Annotated in this window: 16 protein-coding genes; 14 read left to right on the top strand and 2 right to left on the bottom strand. The window is 72.7% G+C overall.

The genetic code is table 11. The features are described from left to right. Positions 1-52: 52 nt before the first annotated feature. Positions 53-1,855 carry a glycoside hydrolase family 15 protein gene (locus BGP73_RS12165; RefSeq protein ID WP_069814357.1) on the bottom strand — a complete coding sequence of 601 codons (1,803 nt, stop codon included), beginning with the start codon at positions 1,853-1,855 and terminating at the stop codon, positions 53-55. A gap of 396 nt (positions 1,856-2,251) precedes the next feature. Between BGP73_RS12165 and BGP73_RS12160 the strand changes: the two genes are divergently transcribed. The 14 genes from BGP73_RS12160 (at position 2,252) to der (ending at position 17,854) form a co-directional block, all read left to right on the top strand. Beyond that, positions 2,252-3,886 carry a CTP synthase gene (locus tag BGP73_RS12160; protein ID WP_079127460.1) on the top strand — a complete coding sequence of 545 codons (1,635 nt, stop codon included), beginning with the start codon at positions 2,252-2,254 and terminating at the stop codon, positions 3,884-3,886. A gap of 71 nt (positions 3,887-3,957) precedes the next feature. Further along, positions 3,958-4,584: an NUDIX domain-containing protein gene (locus BGP73_RS12155; protein WP_069814297.1), complete on the top strand. Its 627-nt coding sequence runs from the start codon at positions 3,958-3,960 to the stop codon at positions 4,582-4,584. Between the two features lie 274 nt (positions 4,585-4,858). After that, positions 4,859-6,940, top strand: a complete 2,082-nt coding sequence (locus BGP73_RS12150) for a tetratricopeptide repeat protein (RefSeq protein ID WP_069814296.1) — start codon at positions 4,859-4,861, stop codon at positions 6,938-6,940. Between the two features lie 139 nt (positions 6,941-7,079). Beyond that, positions 7,080-8,198: an alanine dehydrogenase gene (ald, locus tag BGP73_RS12145; RefSeq protein ID WP_079127473.1), complete on the top strand. Its 1,119-nt coding sequence runs from the start codon at positions 7,080-7,082 to the stop codon at positions 8,196-8,198. 288 nt (positions 8,199-8,486) lie between these two features. Continuing rightward, positions 8,487-9,599 carry a ParA family protein gene (locus BGP73_RS12140; protein WP_069814294.1) on the top strand — a complete coding sequence of 371 codons (1,113 nt, stop codon included), beginning with the start codon at positions 8,487-8,489 and terminating at the stop codon, positions 9,597-9,599. A 41-nt stretch (positions 9,600-9,640) separates the two neighbouring features. Beyond that, positions 9,641-10,273: a hypothetical protein gene (locus BGP73_RS12135; protein WP_244501171.1), complete on the top strand. Its 633-nt coding sequence runs from the start codon at positions 9,641-9,643 to the stop codon at positions 10,271-10,273. Positions 10,274-10,370: 97 nt separating this feature from the next. Next, complete coding sequence (locus tag BGP73_RS12130) at positions 10,371-11,462, top strand: segregation and condensation protein A (RefSeq protein WP_069814292.1); 1,092 nt, start codon at positions 10,371-10,373, stop codon at positions 11,460-11,462. Further along, positions 11,459-12,160, top strand: coding sequence for an SMC-Scp complex subunit ScpB (gene scpB / locus BGP73_RS12125; RefSeq protein ID WP_079127458.1), 702 nt, complete (start codon positions 11,459-11,461; stop codon positions 12,158-12,160). The genes BGP73_RS12130 and scpB overlap by 4 nt, the downstream gene beginning before the upstream one ends. After that, positions 12,160-13,326 (top strand): pseudouridine synthase, encoded by a 1,167-nt coding sequence (locus BGP73_RS12120; protein ID WP_069814291.1) that lies wholly within the window; start codon positions 12,160-12,162, stop codon positions 13,324-13,326. The genes scpB and BGP73_RS12120 overlap by 1 nt, the downstream gene beginning before the upstream one ends. Before the next feature lie 159 nt (positions 13,327-13,485). Next, on the top strand, positions 13,486-13,653 hold the full coding sequence (locus BGP73_RS23095; protein ID WP_170837820.1) for a hypothetical protein: 168 nt from the start codon (positions 13,486-13,488) through the stop codon (positions 13,651-13,653). Continuing rightward, positions 13,650-14,735, top strand: a complete 1,086-nt coding sequence (locus BGP73_RS12115; RefSeq protein ID WP_069814290.1) for a prephenate dehydrogenase — start codon at positions 13,650-13,652, stop codon at positions 14,733-14,735. Before BGP73_RS23095 ends, BGP73_RS12115 begins: the two co-directional genes overlap by 4 nt. Before the next feature lie 168 nt (positions 14,736-14,903). Next, on the top strand, positions 14,904-15,620 hold the full coding sequence (gene cmk / locus BGP73_RS12110) for a (d)CMP kinase (protein WP_069814354.1): 717 nt from the start codon (positions 14,904-14,906) through the stop codon (positions 15,618-15,620). After that, positions 15,617-16,315: a lysophospholipid acyltransferase family protein gene (locus BGP73_RS12105; protein ID WP_069814289.1), complete on the top strand. Its 699-nt coding sequence runs from the start codon at positions 15,617-15,619 to the stop codon at positions 16,313-16,315. Before cmk ends, BGP73_RS12105 begins: the two co-directional genes overlap by 4 nt. Before the next feature lie 72 nt (positions 16,316-16,387). Continuing rightward, positions 16,388-17,854 carry a ribosome biogenesis GTPase Der gene (gene der, locus BGP73_RS12100; protein ID WP_069814288.1) on the top strand — a complete coding sequence of 489 codons (1,467 nt, stop codon included), beginning with the start codon at positions 16,388-16,390 and terminating at the stop codon, positions 17,852-17,854. 133 nt (positions 17,855-17,987) lie between these two features. On the opposite strand, the gene BGP73_RS23530 is transcribed toward der, so the two are convergent. Continuing rightward, positions 17,988-18,278: a hypothetical protein gene (locus tag BGP73_RS23530; RefSeq protein WP_069814287.1), complete on the bottom strand. Its 291-nt coding sequence runs from the start codon at positions 18,276-18,278 to the stop codon at positions 17,988-17,990. Positions 18,279-18,431: the final 153 nt, after the last annotated feature.

Here is an 18,431-nt window from a genome sequence, read left to right as displayed (position 1 = left end):
CCCGCGGCCCGTGTCGGATCCGACGCCGGCCGGCGGGAACCCCGCTCGGCTCTCACCCTCCGTAGGCTCCGGAGGCCGTCAGCCGGAGAGCGGTGTCGATGAGCGGGACATGGCTGAAGGCCTGCGGGAAGTTGCCCACCTGGCGCTGGAGCTTCGGGTCCCACTCCTCGGCGAGCAGCCCCAGGTCGTTCCGGAGCGAGAGCAGCTTCTCGAAGAGCTTCCGGGCCTCCTCCACCCGGCCGATCATCGCCAGGTCGTCGGCGAGCCAGAAGGAGCACGCGAGGAAGGCGCCCTCGTCGCCGGGGAGCCCGTCCACGCCCGCCTCGTCGCCGGAGGTCGGGTAGCGCAGTACGAACCCGTCCGGAGTGGACAGCTCGCGCTGGATCGCCTCGATCGTGCCGATCACCCGCTTGTCGTCCGGCGGGAGGAAGCCCACCTGCGGGATGAGCAGCAGGGAGGCGTCCAACTCCTTCGAGCCGTAGGACTGGGTGAAGGTGTTCCGCTCCTTGTCGTAGCCCTGCTCGCAGACGGTGCGGTGGATCTCGTCGCGCAGCGCGCGCCACCGCTCCAGCGGCCCGTCCACATCGCCGGACTCGATCAGCTTGACCGTCCGGTCCACCGCCACCCAGGCCATCACCTTCGAGTGAACGAAGTGCCGACGGGGCCCGCGGACCTCCCAGATGCCCTCGTCGGGCTCGTCCCAGTGGTCCTCGAGGTAGGCGATCAGCTTCAGCTGGAGCAGCGACGCGTAGTCGTTCCGCGCCAGGCCGGTCATATGGGCCAGGTGCAGTGCGTCGGTGACCTCGCCGTAGACGTCCAACTGCAACTGTCCGGCCGCACCGTTGCCCACGCGCACCGGCTGCGAGCCCTCGTATCCGGGCAGCCAGCTGAGCTCGGTCTCGCCCAGCTCGCGCTCGCCCGCGATGCCGTACATGATCTGCAGGTTCTCCGGGTCCCCGGCGACCGCGCGCAGCAGCCACTCGCGCCAGGCACGGGCCTCCTCCCGGTACCCGGTCCGGAGCAGCGAGGTCAGGGTGATCGCCGCGTCCCGCAGCCAGGTGAAGCGGTAGTCCCAGTTCCTTATGCCGCCGATGTCCTCGGGGAGGGAGGTGGTGGGCGCGGCGACGATGCCGCCGGTCGGCGCGTAGGTCAGGGCCTTGAGCGTGATCAGCGAGCGGATCACGGCGTCCCGGTAGGGGCCGTGGTACGTGCACTGGTCGACCCACTCGCGCCAGAAGTCCTCGGTCGCCTGCAGCGAGCTCTCCGGCTCCGGCAGCGACGGCGGCTCCTTGTGCGAGGCCTGCCAGCTGATGGTGAAGGCGATCCGCTCGCCGGGGGCGACGGTGAAGTCGGCGTAGGTGGTGAGGTCCTCGCCGTAGGTGTCCATGTCGGTGTCGAACCAGACGGAGTCCGGTCCGGCGACGGCGACGGTGCGGTTGTCCACCTTGTGCACCCAGGGGACGACCCAGCCGTAGGAGAAGCGCATCCGCAGGGCCGACTGCATCGGCACCCGTCCGCTGACGCCCTCCACGATCCGGATCAGCTGCGGCGCACCGTCTCGGGGCGGCATGAAGTCGATCACCCGCACGGTGCCGCGCGGGGTGTCCCACTCCGACTCCAGGACGAGCGAGTCGCCCCGGTAACGCCGCCGGTCCGCGGCGGGCGGCTCGCTGCCGGCGGGGTACGCCGGTCCGAGCCGCCAGAAACCATGCTCATCGGTGCCGAGCAGACCGGCGAAAACGGCATGTGAGTCGAAGCGGGGAAGACACAGCCAGTCGGCGGTCCCATCCCGGCAGATGAGGGCGGCGGTCTGCATGTCGCCGATGAGTGCGTAGTCCTCGATGCGCCCGGCCACGAGCATCTCCAGTCGAACGGCATTTTCACTGCCCCTGAGCAGGGGCTTCGTGCGGTCATAAGGAACATTGACGAGCCTTTGTTCCGGAGGTGGCCTGTAGTGCCGTGCCGGCATGCTCGCTGATGTGTCCGAGCAGGATACGACGCTGAGCAGTGATCCGTGCCACGGTCCCGACAAGGTTACTGAGCCGATCGAGTGGGCTACTGAGCGCAGTGCCCAAGGGGTGGACGGCGCTCAGGCGGGTGCCGGTCCGCTGATACCCTGGTAGCCCGTGGACCGGTGGGAGCCACTGAACCGTCGGCACCTCCGAACCGCAGGCCCGGCGCCCCCGAAGAGCCGAGCCGCCTCTCACCCAGCGACCACGGGAGCCCCCTCTTGGCACTGCCGCCCAAATCCATGACGACCAAGCACCTCTTCGTCACCGGGGGTGTCGCCTCTTCGCTGGGCAAGGGCCTGACCGCCTCCAGCCTGGGGGCCCTGCTCAAGGCCCGCGGCCTGCGGGTGACCATGCAGAAGCTCGACCCCTACCTCAACGTCGACCCCGGCACGATGAACCCCTTCCAGCACGGTGAGGTGTTCGTCACCAACGACGGGGCCGAGACCGACCTGGACATCGGCCACTACGAGCGGTTCCTCGATGTCGACCTGGACGGTTCGGCGAACGTCACCACCGGCCAGGTCTACTCCACCGTGATCGCCAAGGAGCGGCGCGGCGAGTACCTCGGCGACACCGTCCAGGTCATCCCGCACATCACCAACGAGATCAAGCACCGGATCCGGCGGATGGCCACCGAGGACGTCGACGTGGTGATCACCGAGGTGGGCGGGACCGTGGGCGACATCGAGTCGCTGCCCTTCCTGGAGGCCGTCCGGCAGGTGCGGCACGAGGTCGGCCGGGACAACGTCTTCGTGGTGCACATCTCCCTGCTGCCCTACATCGGCCCGTCCGGCGAGCTGAAGACGAAGCCCACCCAGCACTCGGTGGCCGCCCTCCGCAACATCGGTGTCCAGCCCGACGCCATCGTGCTCCGCGCCGACCGGGACGTACCGGTGTCCATCAAGCGGAAGATCTCGCTGATGTGCGACGTGGACGAGGGCGCGGTGGTGGCCTGCAAGGACGCTCCCTCGATCTACGACATCCCCAAGGTGCTGCACTCGGAGGGGCTGGACGCCTATGTCGTCCGCCGGCTCGACCTGCCCTTCCGGGATGTCGACTGGACGGAGTGGGACGACCTGCTGGGGCGCGTCCACCAGCCGGCCCACCAGGTCAAGGTGGCGCTCGTCGGCAAGTACGTCGACCTGCCCGACGCCTATCTGTCGGTCACTGAGGCGCTGCGGGCCGGCGGCTTCGCGAACAACGCGCGGGTGGCGATCAAGTGGGTCACCTCGGATGACTGCCGCACCCCCGAGGGCGCCCGGCAGCAGCTCGGCGACTGCGACGCGGTGTGCATCCCCGGAGGCTTCGGCGACCGGGGGGTGGACGGCAAGGTCGGCGCCATCACCTACGCCAGGGAGCAGCGGCTCCCGCTGCTGGGCCTCTGCCTGGGGCTCCAGTGCGTCGTGATCGAGGCGGCCCGCAACCTGGCCGGGATCCCGGACGCCAACTCGACCGAGTTCGACCCGGCCACGGCGCACCCGGTGGTCTCGACCATGGCCGAGCAGTTGGACATCGTCGCCGGTGACGGCGACCTGGGCGGCACCATGCGCCTGGGGCTGTACCCGGCCAAACTCGCCGAGGGCTCCATCGTGCGCGAGGTGTACGGCGACGAGGCCTACGCGGAGGAGCGGCACCGGCACCGGTACGAGGTCAACAACGCCTACCGGAGCGAGTTGGAGCAGAAGGCCGGACTGGTCTTCTCCGGCACCTCACCGGACGGCAAGCTCGTCGAGTACCTGGAGTACCCGCGCGAGGTCCACCCGTACCTGGTGGCCACCCAGGCGCACCCGGAGCTGCGCTCCCGGCCGACCCGCCCGCACCCGCTCTTCGCCGGTCTGGTGAAGGCCGTGCTCGACAGCCGCGGCCGCGACTGACCGGCTGTCGATAGGCTTGATCACCAGGGTGTCCGGGCACCCCGGTGTCCGCCTGGAGCGAAAGGACGTCCATGGGCATTCAGGACTCGCCCGACGAGTGGGAGGTCACCGCCACCGCGACCCCCTTCGTCGGCAAGAAGACCAGCGTCCGCACCGACGACGTGGTCATGCCGGACGGCAGCGTCGCCCGGCGCGACTACCAGGTGCACCCGGGGTCGGTGGCCGTCCTCGCCCTCGACGAGGAGGACCGGGTCCTGGTGATCCGCCAGTACCGCCACCCGGTCCGGCACCGGCTGTGGGAGATTCCCGCCGGTCTGCTGGACGTTCCGGGGGAGAACCCCTGGCACGCCGCGGAGCGCGAGCTCTACGAGGAGGCCCACGTCGAGGCGGGCGACTGGCGGGTCCTGACGGACGTGTACACCACACCCGGCGGTTGCGACGAGGCGGTGCGGATCTTCCTGGCCCGACAGCTCTCCGCGGTGGAGGGGGAGCGCTTCGCCGCCTCCGAGGAGGAGTCGGACATGGTGCTCGACCGGGTGCCGCTGGAGGAGCTCACCCAGGCGGTACTCGCCGGCGACCTGCACAACAACTGCCTGGTTGTCGGGGTGCTGTCGCTGGTGGCGGCCCGGGTCACCGACGGCCTCAAGCGGCTGCGTCCCCCGGACGCTCCCTGGCCGGCCCGCCCCTTCCGGGCCTGAACGACGCCCTCCGTACCGTCCGCGGCGGCCCGGCCGCACGCCGGGCGGTACGGATGCGGACAGGGTGAAGCACTGCCGCGTCCAGTAGGGTTTGGCCGCTGAGAGCGGCCTCAGGGGCGGGGCACCGCAAGGCGGCCGGAAGTCCTCGACCGGAGCTGCGCAGGGCTTTCCACCGACACGGCGAGCGCCCGCGCCCGGGCGTCGCGACGGGCCGGACCTTGCTGGACGCGGCACCAGGCTCGGTCGACGCAAGAGGGTGGAGGGAGCGCGGTCGGTGACGGATCAGGCGGTGGGCGCCGGTGACCGGCCACCGGTGGCGGTAGCGGGGGCCCTGCCACCGGACGGGACCGCACCGGCCGGCGGCGGACTCGTCGGACGGGCGCGGGAGCTGGCCGGGCTCCGAGCAGACATCCGACGGGCCGGTCTGGACACCCTGGCCGGCCGGAGCCCGCTGCGCAGCCGGGTCCTGCTGATCGCCGGCGGTCCGGGATCCGGGCGGACCGCACTCGCGGAGGAGTTCGCCCGGCAGATCTCCGCGGACTACCCGGACGGCGTGCTGCGGGCCAGGCTCAGCACGCCGGGGGGCGAGCGGGAGCCCACTGAGCGCGTCGCCCGGGAACTGCTGGAGGAGATCGGCGGCGGCGCGCCGCCCGGCGCCGACGAGGACGAGCTGACCGGGGCGGTGCGTACGGCGCTGGCCGGACGCCGCCTGCTGATCCTGGACGACGCGGCCGATCCCGGACAGGTGGACGCACTCATCCCGGACGCCCCCGAGAGCCTGGTACTGGTCACCGCCCGGGGACCGCTGACCGGCATCCCGGACGTACGGCCCTGCACCCTCGGAGGGCTGGACGCCCAGGCCGCCCTGGAACTGCTGATCCGCTACGCGGGGCCGACCCGGATCGCCTGCGACCCCCGGGCGGCCGAGTCCCTGGTCGAGCGCTGCGCGGCCCGCCCCGCCGCGCTGCTGCTGGTCGGCGGCGTGCTCGCGGCCCGGCCGGAGGCCTCGGTGGCCGGCCTCGCACGGCAGCTGCGGGAGCTGGCCGAGGAGGAAGCCGCCGCTCCGGGCGGCGACGACCCGCGGCTCGCGGTCGCCTTCCGGCTCGCCTACGAGGAACTGCCGCCGGCCGTCGCCCGCACCCTCCGACTGCTGGTCCGGGCGCCGGGCGGAGTGGCCGACGCGCACACCGCCGCGGCGCTGGCCGGTTGCTCCCTCGCGACCGCGAGCGCGGCGCTCCGGGACCTCGCCGCCCGGGGGATGCTGCGCTCCGAGCCGGGGTCCGCCGCGTCCCCCTGCTACCGGCTGCCGGGCTGCCTGGCCCCGTATCTGCGGGCACTGCACCAGGCCGAGGAGACCCCGACCGAGGCCCGGCTGGCGCGGGCCAGGCTGCTGGAGCGGACGGTGTGGCGCCTGCGCTCCTGCCGGGCGGCCGCCGAGCCCCCCGGATCACCCGCCCGGGAGCGGGTCGCCGACCTGCCGCGCGCGCTCCGGTTCAGCAGCGCGCCGCAGGCCGCGGCCTGGCTCGACAGCCGGCTGCCGACACTGCTCTCCACCGCCCGGGCTGCCGTACGGGACGGGACCCTCGACACCCAGGCGCGGCGACTGGTCACGGCGCTCGCCCGGGCGCTGATGGCGCACCGCGGCGAGCAGGGGGCGGCGGCGCAGCTCTATCCGCTCCACGAGCTGGTGCTGGCCGTGGCCGAGCGCCGGGGACTTCCCCTGGAACAGGCGGCGGCGCTGGTGAACCTGGGCGACCTGGATGCCGGTGCCGGCCGGGCCGGGGCCGCCCGGCACCGGTACCGGGCGGCCCTGGACGCCGCCCGGGCCGGCGGGGACGCCCGGCTGACGGCCCGGGTGCTGGAAGCGCTCGGCGACACCTACCAGGAACTGGGCGACTGGCTGCGGGCCGCCGACTGGTACGGAAGGGCCCTCCAGCTGTGGCTGTCGCGGGGGGAGGTTCCCCACCAGGCGAGGCTGTACGCGGCCCTGGCGACCGCCCGGGGCGAGGCCGGGGACTGGGATGAGGCGCTGCGGCACCGGCGGGCCGCCGCAGCGTGCCACCGGCGGATGGACGACCTCCCCGGTCTGGCCGGGGCGCTGAGCGAGACGGCGGAGACCCAGCAGCGCGCGGGGCGCCCGGAGGACGCGCTGCGGAGCTGGGAGGAGGCGCTGTCCTGCGCCCGGCGCGCCGGTGACCTCCGCCTCCAGGCGGCGGCCCTGTTCCAGAGCGCCGACGCGCTGGAGAGCCTGGGGGATCCGGCCGCGGCGCGCCGTCGGCGCGCTACGGCGGAGGCACTTCTGGCGGGCCGTCCGCTCACCGCTCAAGGAACCCGAGGCGGGGCGCCGAGAAGGTGATGCTTTGCCGGGGTCCTGCGGTGGGAATGCCTTGAGTACTTCTGTCGGGCACGGCTTCTGAACGCGTCCGGGTGCGGCAGGCCTGGGCACCAGTGATGGTTTGTGAGAAACCTCTCTCCTTCCGAGGACCGTGATACTGGTGAAGATCGGAATCCCACGCGAGGTCAAGGACAACGAGTTCCGGGTGGCGCTCACCCCGGCGGGCGCGCACGAGCTGGTCCGCCACGGTCACCAGGTCCTCGTCGAACGGGGCGCGGGGCTGGGCTCGGCCATCGAGGACGAGCAGTACGCCGGGCTGGGTGCGCGGGTGCTGGAGACCGCAGACGAGGTCTGGGCCGCCGCGGACCTGGTGCTGAAGGTCAAGGAGCCGGTCGCCGAGGAGTACGGGCGGCTGCGCCGCGGACAGACCCTCTTCGCCTATCTGCACCTGGCGGCCTCCCGCGCCTGCACCGAGGCGCTGCTGACCGCCGGCACGACCGCTATCGCCTACGAGACGGTGGAGACCGTCGACGGCCGGCTGCCGCTGCTGGCGCCGATGTCCGAAGTGGCCGGCCGGATAGCGCCGCAGGTGGGCGCTTACCACCTGATGCGCCCGGGAGGCGGACGCGGGGTGCTCCCGGGCGGGGTGCCCGGGGTGCCCGCCGGGCGGGCGGTCGTCATCGGCGGCGGGGTGTCGGGGTGGAGCGCCACGCAGGTCGCCGCGGGCATGGGCTTCCACGTCACCCTGGTCGACAAGGATCTCGACAAGCTCCGCCGGGCCGACCAGCTCTTCGGTACCCGCGTCCAGACCCTCGCCTCCAACGCGCACGACCTGGAGCGGGCGGTCCTCGACGCGGATCTGGTGATCGGCGCGGTGCTGGTGCCCGGGGCCCGGGCGCCGAAGCTGGTCGGCAACGAACTGGTCTCCCGGATGAAGCGGGGGTCGGTGCTCGTCGACATCGCGGTCGACCAAGGCGGCTGTTTCGCGGACTCCCGGCCGACGACGCACGCGGACCCGGTCTTCCAGGTCCACGGCTCGGTCTTCTACTGCGTGGGGAACATGCCCGGCGCCGTGCCCAGTACCTCGACGCAGGCGCTGACCAACGCGACGCTCCCCCATGTCGTGGAACTGGCCAACCACGGTTGGCGCCGGGCGGCCGGCCGGGACCCGGCCCTGGCCAGGGGGCTCAACACCCATGACGGCGCACTGGTCTTCGGCCCGGTGGGTGAGGCGCACGGACTAACCGTCACCGACCCGGTCTCGGTGCTCGATAGCTGACGCGCCGTCAATTCTGTGGAGCCGCCCAGGAAGTGTGCTTTGGGGTGGTATGGCCGCCGAGGAGATACCGCTCCGGAGCCATGTGCCCTTGACAGAACGGGGTTCCGTCACCGACACATCGGGCCGGTCCGGCGGATTGTGTTGCTGTGAACCGTCGGCACGCCATAGAGTCGCCAACCGTCGGCATAGTGCCACGCTGATCTATCGACAAGTTTCCTGGTCACAACCGAGGAGGTAAGACGACTTGTGAATGAGTCGACATTTACTCCCGGGGGTGGTCAGCCAGGGATGGCTGCGCAGGGACCGGGGGCTTCCGGGCTGGACGCTGCCGGCTCCATAGCCGTGCAGACCTTCGCAGCCCACCAGAGCACCACAGCCCACCAGAGCATGGACGGCCATCAAGTGAACGCCATGGCCGGCGAGGGTGGCGGCGAGCCAACCCGTTTCGCCGACTACGACGACCTGCCCGAAGGGCACTTCTACGACCCGGACGCGGAGTACGAGCCTGATCCGGAGTACGCGGCCACCCTCGCACCGGACGCCGCCCGGCAGCGCCGGGAGCGGGTCGGCCCCACCGGGCGCCCGCTGCCCTACTTCCCGATCCCCGGCCCGCTGACCGATCACGGCCCCGCGAAGATCATCGCGATGTGCAACCAGAAGGGCGGCGTGGGCAAGACGACGTCGACCATCAACCTCGGCGCGGCGCTCGCGGAGTACGGTCGCCGGGTGCTGCTGGTCGACTTCGACCCTCAGGGCGCCCTCTCGGTCGGCCTCGGGGTCAATCCGATGGAACTCGACCTCACGATCTACAACCTGCTCATGGAGCGGGGGATGGCCGCGGACGAGGTGCTCCTGAAGACCGCCGTGCCCAACATGGACCTGCTGCCGAGCAACATCGACCTCTCGGCCGCGGAGGTGCAGTTGGTGAGCGAGGTAGCCCGTGAGTCCACCCTCCAGCGGGCGCTGAAGCCGCTGTTGGCGGACTACGACTACATCGTCATCGACTGCCAGCCCTCACTTGGCCTGCTCACCGTCAACGCCCTGACCGCCGCCCACAAGGTGATCGTTCCGCTGGAGTGCGAGTTCTTCGCGCTGCGCGGGGTGGCGCTGCTCACCGAGACCATCGAGAAGGTCCAGGAGCGGCTCAACCCCGAGCTGGAGCTGGACGGGATTCTCGCCACCATGTACGACTCCCGCACCGTGCACAGCCGCGAGGTGCTGGCCCGGGTGGTCGAGGCCTTCGACAACCACGTTTACCACACGGTCATCGGACGGACCGTCCGCTTCCCGGAGACCACGGTCGCCGGCGAGCCCATCACGACCTACGCCTCCAACTCCGTCGGCGCCGCCGCCTACCGCCAACTCGCCAGGGAGGTGCTCGCCCGGTGTCACGCCGAGTGAGTCTCCCGGGGGCGGACGAACTCTTCCGGACCACCGGAGGGATGGCACTACAGCCCTCGACACCCCGGCAGCACGGCGGCTCGGAGACGGCCGAGACCCCGCGCGTACCGGCACCGGCGACCTCCGCCGACGGCCAGCCCGGCTCAGCGGAGGGCGCCGGCCCGGACCTGGGTGGCGGCCGGGCCGGCCGGGCCGCCGGCACCGGGGAGCACGCCGGTCGGGGCGGGTCACCCAGGTCAGCTCCGGCCGAACACGCCGGGAGCAGGGACACCGAGCAGACGCCACCGGGCGCTCGGGCGGGGGCCCGGTCGCCGTCGCGTCCCACCGGCCGCTCCGGCGTGGCGGAAACCGCCGCCGGGCCGCAGCCCCGCACCACCGCCGTGCCGCCCTCCCAGACCGGGCAGGCGGGCCCGACCGGCGCCGCCGGTCAGCCCCGGCGCCGCCCGCGCAACCGGCGGCCCAGTGGCCGGGAACGCCATGACGAGAAGATCACGGTCTACGTCTCCGCGGAGGAGTTGATGGACCTCGAACACGCCCGGCTGGTGCTCCGCGGCGAGCACGGGCTCGCGGTCGACCGCGGGCGCATCGTGCGAGAGGCGGTCGCGGTGGTGCTGGCCGATCTCGAGTCGCGCGGCGACGCGAGCATCCTGGTGCGCCGGTTGAGCGAGTACTGAACCACTCAGCGGTAAGGTGCCCCACCTGCGGGCCCGTCCCGCCCCGGCCGGGGCCGCGGTCGGGTAAGACCAGCAGCTGAGCACCCCGGAACGAGTGATGCCGCCGAACGCCGCCTCTCCGCCGCCCCCGCGTCGCCGGTTGGGCCGCGGTCCCGCAGCCGCCGCGCTCGCGGAGGACGCGCAGAGCCCGCCGCGGGCGGACGCGCCGTCACCGGAGCCCTCGGAGGCAGCGCCTCAGGAGCCCGCGGAGTCGCCGTCTCCCGAGCCACAGGAGGCCGCCGGGGCCGCTGAGCCCGCCGGGGCCGAAGCCGGCGCCGGCCCTGAAGAGGCCGAGCCCACCGGGCGTTTCACGGTGCGGCTGGACAACTTCGAGGGGCCGTTCGACCTGCTGTTGCAGCTGATCTCCAAGCACAAGCTCGACGTCACCGAGGTGGCCCTCTCCAAGGTCACCGACGAGTTCATGGCACACATCCGCGCCATGGGGCCGGACTGGGACCTCGACCAGACCACCGAGTTCCTGGTCGTCGCCGCCACCCTGCTCGACCTCAAGGCGGCCCGACTGCTGCCCGCCGCCGAGGTGGAGGACGAAGCGGACCTGGCACTGCTCGAGGCCAGGGACCTGCTTTTCGCCAGGCTGCTCCAGTACCGCGCCTACAAGCGGATCGCCGACATCTTCGACCACCGGCTCGACGCCGAGGCCCGCAGCCACCCGCGCACCGTCGGCCTCGAGCCGCACCACGCGGCACTCCTGCCCGAGGTGGTCATCAGCATCGGTGCCGAGGGGTTCGCCAGACTGGCGGTCAAGGCGATGCAGCCCAAGGCGAGACCGCAGGTGTACGTCGACCACATCCACGCCCCGCTGGTCAGCGTGCGAGAACAGGCGGAGATCCTGGTCGCCATGTTGCGGAAAGCAGGCGCGGCGGAGTTCCGAACGCTGGTCGAGGACGCCCCCGACACGCTCACCGTGGTCGCCCGGTTCCTCGCTCTGCTGGAGCTCTACCGGGAACGCGCGGTCGGCCTCGAGCAGTCGGAGGCGCTCGGTGCGCTGACCGTCCGCTGGACCGGCGGCACCGGTTCGGAAGGAGCCCGGCCGGTCATCACCGACGAGTTCGACCAGGAACGCTCCGAGCGGCCGGAGCGCCCCGAGGAGTCCGCCGCCGGGCCGACCGGAGCGAGGGAGATCACATGAGCGGCGATCTGGACCACCCGGCCTACGAGGTCGGCGAAGCCCCGCCCGGTCCGCCGACGGCCGACGCCCCCTCAGCGCCGGCCGTCGCCGAGCTCGCCCTCCGGCCCGCGCTGGAGGCCGTGCTCATGGTCGTCGACGAGCCCGTCACCGAGGACCACCTCGCCAAGGTCCTGCAGCGGCCCCGCCGGGCCGTCTCCGACGCCCTGCGGGAGCTCGCCGACGACTACACCTCCGCCGGCCGCGGCTTCGACCTCCGGCTGGTCGCCGGAGGCTGGCGCTTCTACACCCGCCCCGAGTACGCCAGGGCCGTGGAGAGCTTCGTGCTCGACGGTCAGCAGGCCAGGCTCACCCAGGCCGCTCTGGAGACCCTCGCGGTGGTCGCCTACCGCCAGCCGGTCAGCCGCTCCCGGGTCTCGGCGGTCCGCGGGGTGAACTGCGACGGCGTGATGCGGACCCTCCTCCAGCGCGGTCTGGTGGAGGAGGCGGGAACGGAACCCGAAACAGGTGCGATCCTGTACGGGACGACGAACTACTTCCTGGAGCGGATGGGCCTGCGCGGCCTTGACGAGCTCCCGGAGCTCGCCCCCTTCCTCCCAGAGGCGGAGGCGGTCGAGCCGGACTCCCAGGAAGGAGTGCCGTCGTTCGATCCGGACGCTCCGGACCCAGACGACGGCAGCCACTCTCAGACGGACATGTGATGCGAAGCAGCGGCAGGAACAGCAGGGACAGCGGGGGTCGGCCCCCCGGCGGCCGGAACCCCCGAGGCGGCGGCGACAGCCGCCGGACGACAGGCGGCGCCGGACGGCAGGACGGCCAGCGGCGCTCCTCGGGGCGGCCCCGCCCCGAGGAGCGCCGCTACGAGGACGGCCCGGGCGGCTACGGCGGCGGAAAGGCCGGCGGCGGAAAGGCCGCCAGGGACTCCGGGGGCTCCGGCGGCAGGCCCGGTGAGCGCGGCGGCCGGGGCGCCGGCCCCAAGGGAGGCTCCCCCTCCCGTGGCGGCGCGTCCCGCGGCGCGGCGGCCCAGCGAGGGTCCGGCAGGCCGTCCCGACCGGCCCGACCGCGCGAGTACGAGGCCCAGATCGAGGAGCGCAACCGGGCCCGCCAGAGCCAGCAGCGGAAGCTCCCCAAGACCTTCGGGGAGCCGGCGGGCGAGCGGTTGCAGAAGGTGCTGGCCCGTGCCGGCATGGGGTCGCGCCGGGCCTGTGAGGAACTGATCGACCAGCGCAGGGTCGAGGTCAACGGGGAGATCGTCACCGAGCAGGGCAGGCGGGTCGACCCGGAGAAGGACGAGGTGCGGGTCGACGGCCTGACCGTCGCCACCCAGTCCTACCTCTTCTTCGCTCTCAACAAGCCGGCCGGAGTGGTCTCCACCATGGAGGACCCGGACGGCCGGCAGTGCCTGGGGGACTACGTCAACAACCGGGAGACCCGGCTCTTCCACGTCGGTCGCCTGGACACCGAGACCGAGGGCATCATCCTGCTCACCAACCACGGTGAGCTCTCGCACCGCCTCACCCATCCCCGGTACGGCGTGCGGAAGACCTACCTGGCGGCCATCCAGGGCCCGATCCCACGGGACCTGGGGCGGCAGCTGAAGAGCGGCGTCCAGCTCGACGACGGGTACGCCCGCGCCGACGACTTCCGGGTCGTCGAGAACGTCGGCAAGAACTACCTGGTGGAGATCTCCCTGCACGAGGGGCGCAAGCACATCGTGCGGCGGATGCTCTCCGAGGTCGGCTTCCCGGTCGAACGACTGGTCCGGACCGGATTCGGACCGATCGCGCTCGGCGACCAGAAGTCGGGCTGGCTGCGCCGCCTCACCAACACCGAGGTCGGGATGTTGATGCGGGAGGTCGAGCTCTGACCCGCGCGCCGTCGGGCCACCGGAGCCCGACGGCACGGCCGCGGCCGTCTCAGTCGACGGTCGCGGCCGCCGCACGCCGGCCCGGCTGGATACGCTGGACGGCAGAGCGCCGGTGAGACGGGGATCAACGCCGGTGAGACGGGTTCGAGGAGCGAAGACGTGGCGGTAAGAGCGGTCCACGGGGTCGTCCAGCCGGAGCGGGACGTGCGGGGCGTGAAGCCGCGGGGGCCGAGCGTTCCCGCGCAGGCCGGCACCGAGCCGGCCGGAGGTGACGCCGGGTGCCTCCGCGGTGTCGCGGCCGCATTCCGCAAGGACAGCCCCCGGTGAGGACGGCGGCCGTCCTGGGCACCGGACTGATCGGCACCTCGGTGGCGCTGGTCCTGGCCGGCCGCGGGGTCCGGGTCCACCTGCTGGACCACGACCCCGGTCGGGCGCGCACCGCCGCGGCGCTCGGCGCCGGCACCGACGAGGCGCCCGACGGACCGGTCGACCTGGCCGTCGTCGCCGTGCCGCCCGCGTACACGGCCGGAGCGGTCGCGGACGCCCAGCGGCGCGGCCTCGCCCAGGCATACCTGGACGTCGCCAGCGTCAAGGCCGGGCCGCGCCGGGAGCTGGCGGAACTCGGCTGCGACCTCACCCGCTACCTCGGCACCCACCCCATGGCCGGCCGGGAGCGGTCGGGGCCGCTCGCCGCCACCGCGGACCTGTTCGAGGGACGGCCGTGGGTGCTCACCCCGACCCCCGGCACCGACACCGAGGTGCTCAACCTCGCGCTGGAGCTCGTCGCCTTCTGCCGCGCGGTCCCGGTGGTCATGGACGCCGACGCCCACGACCGGGCGGTGGCGCTGGTCTCCCACACCCCGCAGTTGCTCTCCAGCCTGCTGGCGGCCCGGCTGGAACACGCGGAGGAAGCCGCGGTGCGGCTGTGCGGACAGGGCATCCGGGACGTCACCCGCATCGCGGCCTCCGACCCCGCGATGTGGATCGACATCCTGTCGGCCAACCCGGGACCGGTCGCCGACGTCCTCGCCGCGGTCGCCGACGACCTGGACGAGACCGTGCGCGCGCTGCGGGCACTCCAGTCCGCCGACGAGGAGGAGCGGCGCGGAGGTGCCGCCGGCGTGGACGAACTGCTGCGCCGCGGCAACCGCGGGCGGGACCGGGTGCCGGGCAAGCACGGTGTCGCTCCGGCCGCCTACGAGGCGGTCACGGTGCTCATCGGGGACCAGCCGGGCGAGTTGGCACGGGTCTTCGCCGACGCCGGCCGGGCCGGGGTCAACATCGAGGACGTCCGCATCGAGCACGCGACCGGACAGCAGGCGGGCCGGATCGAGCTGCTGGTGGAGCCGACGGCGGCACCGGTGCTGACCGCGGCGCTCCGCGAGCACGGCTGGTCCATCCGGCAGTAGCCCGCCGGCCCGGCGGCGGCCGGTCGCGGCAAGCCCTCTCCGGGCCCCCACCGCCCCGTCCGCCCCCGGGACGGGCTGCGCGGAGCGCTCCGTCGAGCCAGTAACCTTGTCCGAGGCCGGCCGTGGCCCGCCGCTCCCGCCCCGTCCTCTAGGAAGGTGTTCGTCACCGTGGAAACCGCTGCCCGGACCGCCCCGGCACCTGTGATCGTCGCGATCGACGGACCCTCCGGGACGGGGAAGTCCAGCACCTCCAAGGCCGTGGCCGAGAAGCTGGGGCTGCGCTACCTGGACACCGGTGCCCAGTACCGGGCGATCACCTGGTGGATGCTGAGCAACGGCGTGGACGTGAACGACCCCGCGGCGGTGGCCACCGCCGCCAGCAAGCCCTCCATCGTCTCCGGCACCGACCCCTCCCGGCCGGCCATCGCGGTCGACGGCGCGGACGCCTCCGGCCCGATCCGCACCCGGGAGGTCACCTCGGCCGTCAGCGCGGTGAGCGCCGTGCCCCAGGTGCGCGCCATCCTCACCGAACTGCAGCGGACCATCGCCGCGGGAGCCGAGCGTGGCATCGTCGTGGAGGGCCGGGACATCGGCACCACCGTGCTGCCCGACGCCCACCTCAAGGTCTTCCTCACCGCCTCACCGGAGGCCCGCGCCGCCCGCCGCAGCGGGGAGCTCAAGGGCAAGGAGCGCGGCGACCTGGCCGCCACCCGGGAGGCACTGGCCCGGCGCGACGCCGCCGACTCGAGCCGGAAGGCCTCCCCGCTGGCCAAGGCGGAGGACGCCGAGGAGGTGGACACCACCGAACTCAGCCTGAACCAGGTCGTCGAGTGCGTCGTCACCCTCGTGGAGGCCGCCATGACCAGGGCCGGACAGACGGCGTGAGCGGGCCCGTACTCACCACCGGTACCGCCCCGGGTGGGAGGCGGTCCGGTTCCCGGGGCGCGGCGATCGGACGCCGGATCGGGATCGGCCTGATGCACGGCCTCTGGAAGCCCCGGGTGCTCGGCGCCTGGCGGGTGCCGGCGCAGGGGCCGGTCATCCTCGCAGGCAACCACTCGCACGCCATAGACGGTCCGATGCTGATGGGAACCGCCCCCAGGCCCGTCCACTTCCTGATCAAGAAAGAGGCGTTCGTCGGCCCGCTCGACCCCTTCCTCCGGGGCATCGGCCAGTTGAAGGTGGACCGGGCGATGGCCGACCGGTCGGCGATCACCAAGGCGCTGGCGGTCCTGGAGGACGGCGGAGTGCTCGGCATCTTCCCGGAGGGGACCAGGGGCGACGGCGACTTCACCGCGCTGCGCGCCGGACTCGCCTATTTCGCGGTACGCTCGGGCGCTCCGATCGTGCCGGTCGCCGTACTCGGGAGCACTGACCGAAGCGGCCGGGTCATACCGGCACTGCCGGCGCTGCGCAGCCGTATCGACGTGGTCTTCGGCAACGCCTTCGAGGCGGGAGACGGCAGCGGCAGGCGCACCCGTGCGACGCTGGACGCCGCGACGCAGCGCATCCAGGGCCGGCTCACCACCCACCTGCACGAGGCACGGCGGCTGACCGAACGCGACGACCCCGCCGCCTGAGGGCGGCCCCCGCCTCCGGGCGTCTCCGCTGCACCGGACGCACACTCACGATGAACGACGAGGACAGACTTCATGGACGACCAGAGCCCCATCACCGGCGACGAGCACGGTGAACTCGGCGAGGCCGAATACGCGGAGTTCATGGAGCTCGCCGCGGAGGAGGGTTTCGAACCCGACGAGGTCGCGGACGAACTGGCCGCCGCCGGTCACGGGCCGCTCCCGGTGCTCGCCGTGGTCGGCCGGCCGAACGTCGGCAAGTCGACCCTGGTGAACCGGATCATCGGCCGCCGTGAGGCGGTCGTCGAGGACCGTCCCGGGGTGACCCGCGACCGGGTGACCTACGAGGCCGAGTGGTCCGGCCGCCGCTTCAAGATCGTCGACACCGGCGGCTGGGAGCAGGACGTGCTGGGCATCGACGCGGCCGTCGCCGCCCAGGCCGAATTCGCCATCGAGGCCGCCGACGCGGTGGTGTTCGTCGTGGACGCGGTGGTCGGCGCCACCGACACCGACGGTGCCGTGGTGAGGCTGCTGCGCAAGGCGGGCAAGCCGGTGGTCCTCTGCGCCAACAAGGTCGACGGCCCGAGCGGTGAGGCCGACGCCACCGCGCTCTGGTCGCTAGGGCTCGGCGAGCCCTATCCGGTCTCCTCGCTGCACGGCCGCGGCACCGGCGACCTGCTCGACGCGGTGCTGGAGGTACTACCCGGGGCACCGGCCCAGACCTTCGGCACGGGAACCGGGGGGCCCCGCCGCATCGCCCTGATCGGCCGGCCCAACGTGGGCAAGTCCTCGCTGCTCAACAAGGTCGCCAAGGAGGACCGGGTGGTGGTCGACTCGCTCGCCGGCACCACGCGCGACCCGGTGGACGAACTGGTCGAACTCGGCGGCACCACCTGGCGGTTCGTCGACACCGCGGGCATCAGGCGACGGGTCCACCTCCAGGAGGGTGCCGACTACTACGCCTCGCTCCGGACCGCCGCAGCGGTGGAGAAGGCCGAGGTGGCGGTGGTACTCATCGACGCCACCGAGACGATCAGCGTGCAGGACACCCGCATCATCAGCATGGCCGTCGAGGCCGGCCGGGCGATCGTGCTGGCCTACAACAAGTGGGATTTGCTGGACGAGGAGCGGCGCTACTACCTCGAGCGCGAGATCGAGCAGGAACTGGTCCAGATCCGGTGGGCGCCGCGGGTGAACGTCTCGGCGCTCACCGGGCGACACATGGAGAAGCTCGTACCGGCCATCGAGACGGCCCTGGCCGGTTGGGAGAGCCGAGTCCCGACCGGGCGGCTCAACTCCTTCCTCGGCGAGCTCGTGGCCTCCCATCCGCACCCGATCCGGGGCGGTAAGCAGCCCAGGATCCTGTTCGGGACGCAGGCCGGCACCAGGCCGCCGCGGTTCGTGCTGTTCGCCTCCGGTTTCCTGGAGGCGGGCTACCGCCGGTTCGTCGAACGGCGGCTGCGCGAGGAGTTCGGTTTCGAGGGCACCCCGATCAACATCTCCGTCCGGGTGCGGGAGCGGCGCGGTCAGAAGAAGAAGTGACCGCGGGCCGAGGGGCGCTGTGGGCCGTCCGGTGATCCCCGGCAGGCGTACGGCGACCGCCCCGGCGTGGCGCCGGGTTGCCGGAGGGCCCCGGTGCGGTCCGCGTCGCGGGGTACGTCCCCGGTTCGCCGCGTCAGCGCTCCCGGCCGCGGCCGCTGTCCCGGGAGCCGGGCGGGAGGGCGGCGCGGGGGTTCCTGCGGTGCCGGCGACCGCTCTTCTCCGTCGCTCCGTCGCGTTCCCAGGAGCGGGCGCGTTCCCAGGAGCCCTGCCGTTCCTCGCTGTTGAACGGCGAGAACTTCAGCTCCTCCTCCCCGGTGCGGTCGCCGGGGAGCGCTCGGAAGGATCGGCGGTACTCGGCATAGAGGGCGTCGTAGATCGGTGTCGGTGACTGCTGGCGGGCCGTGGTCTCGTGTGCCGGGCGCATTCCAGGAATGTGGTTCTGGTACGGGGCCCGGGACGGGGCGTCGTATGAGTGCACATATCTGCCAACGAACCGAAGGCCTGAGAGATGCGGCTCTGCGGGTAAAAGGCCGTTTGGGAAGTTTCCGCGGGCAGGAGCGGTGAGTCGGGGCGCCCT

Origin of the sequence: Streptomyces sp. TP-A0874 (genome assembly GCF_001748085.1) — a bacterium.
GTDB lineage: Bacteria > Actinomycetota > Actinomycetes > Streptomycetales > Streptomycetaceae > Streptomyces.
Note: the sequence above shows the minus strand (reverse complement) of the source record. Positions and strands in the feature narration are given on the sequence as shown.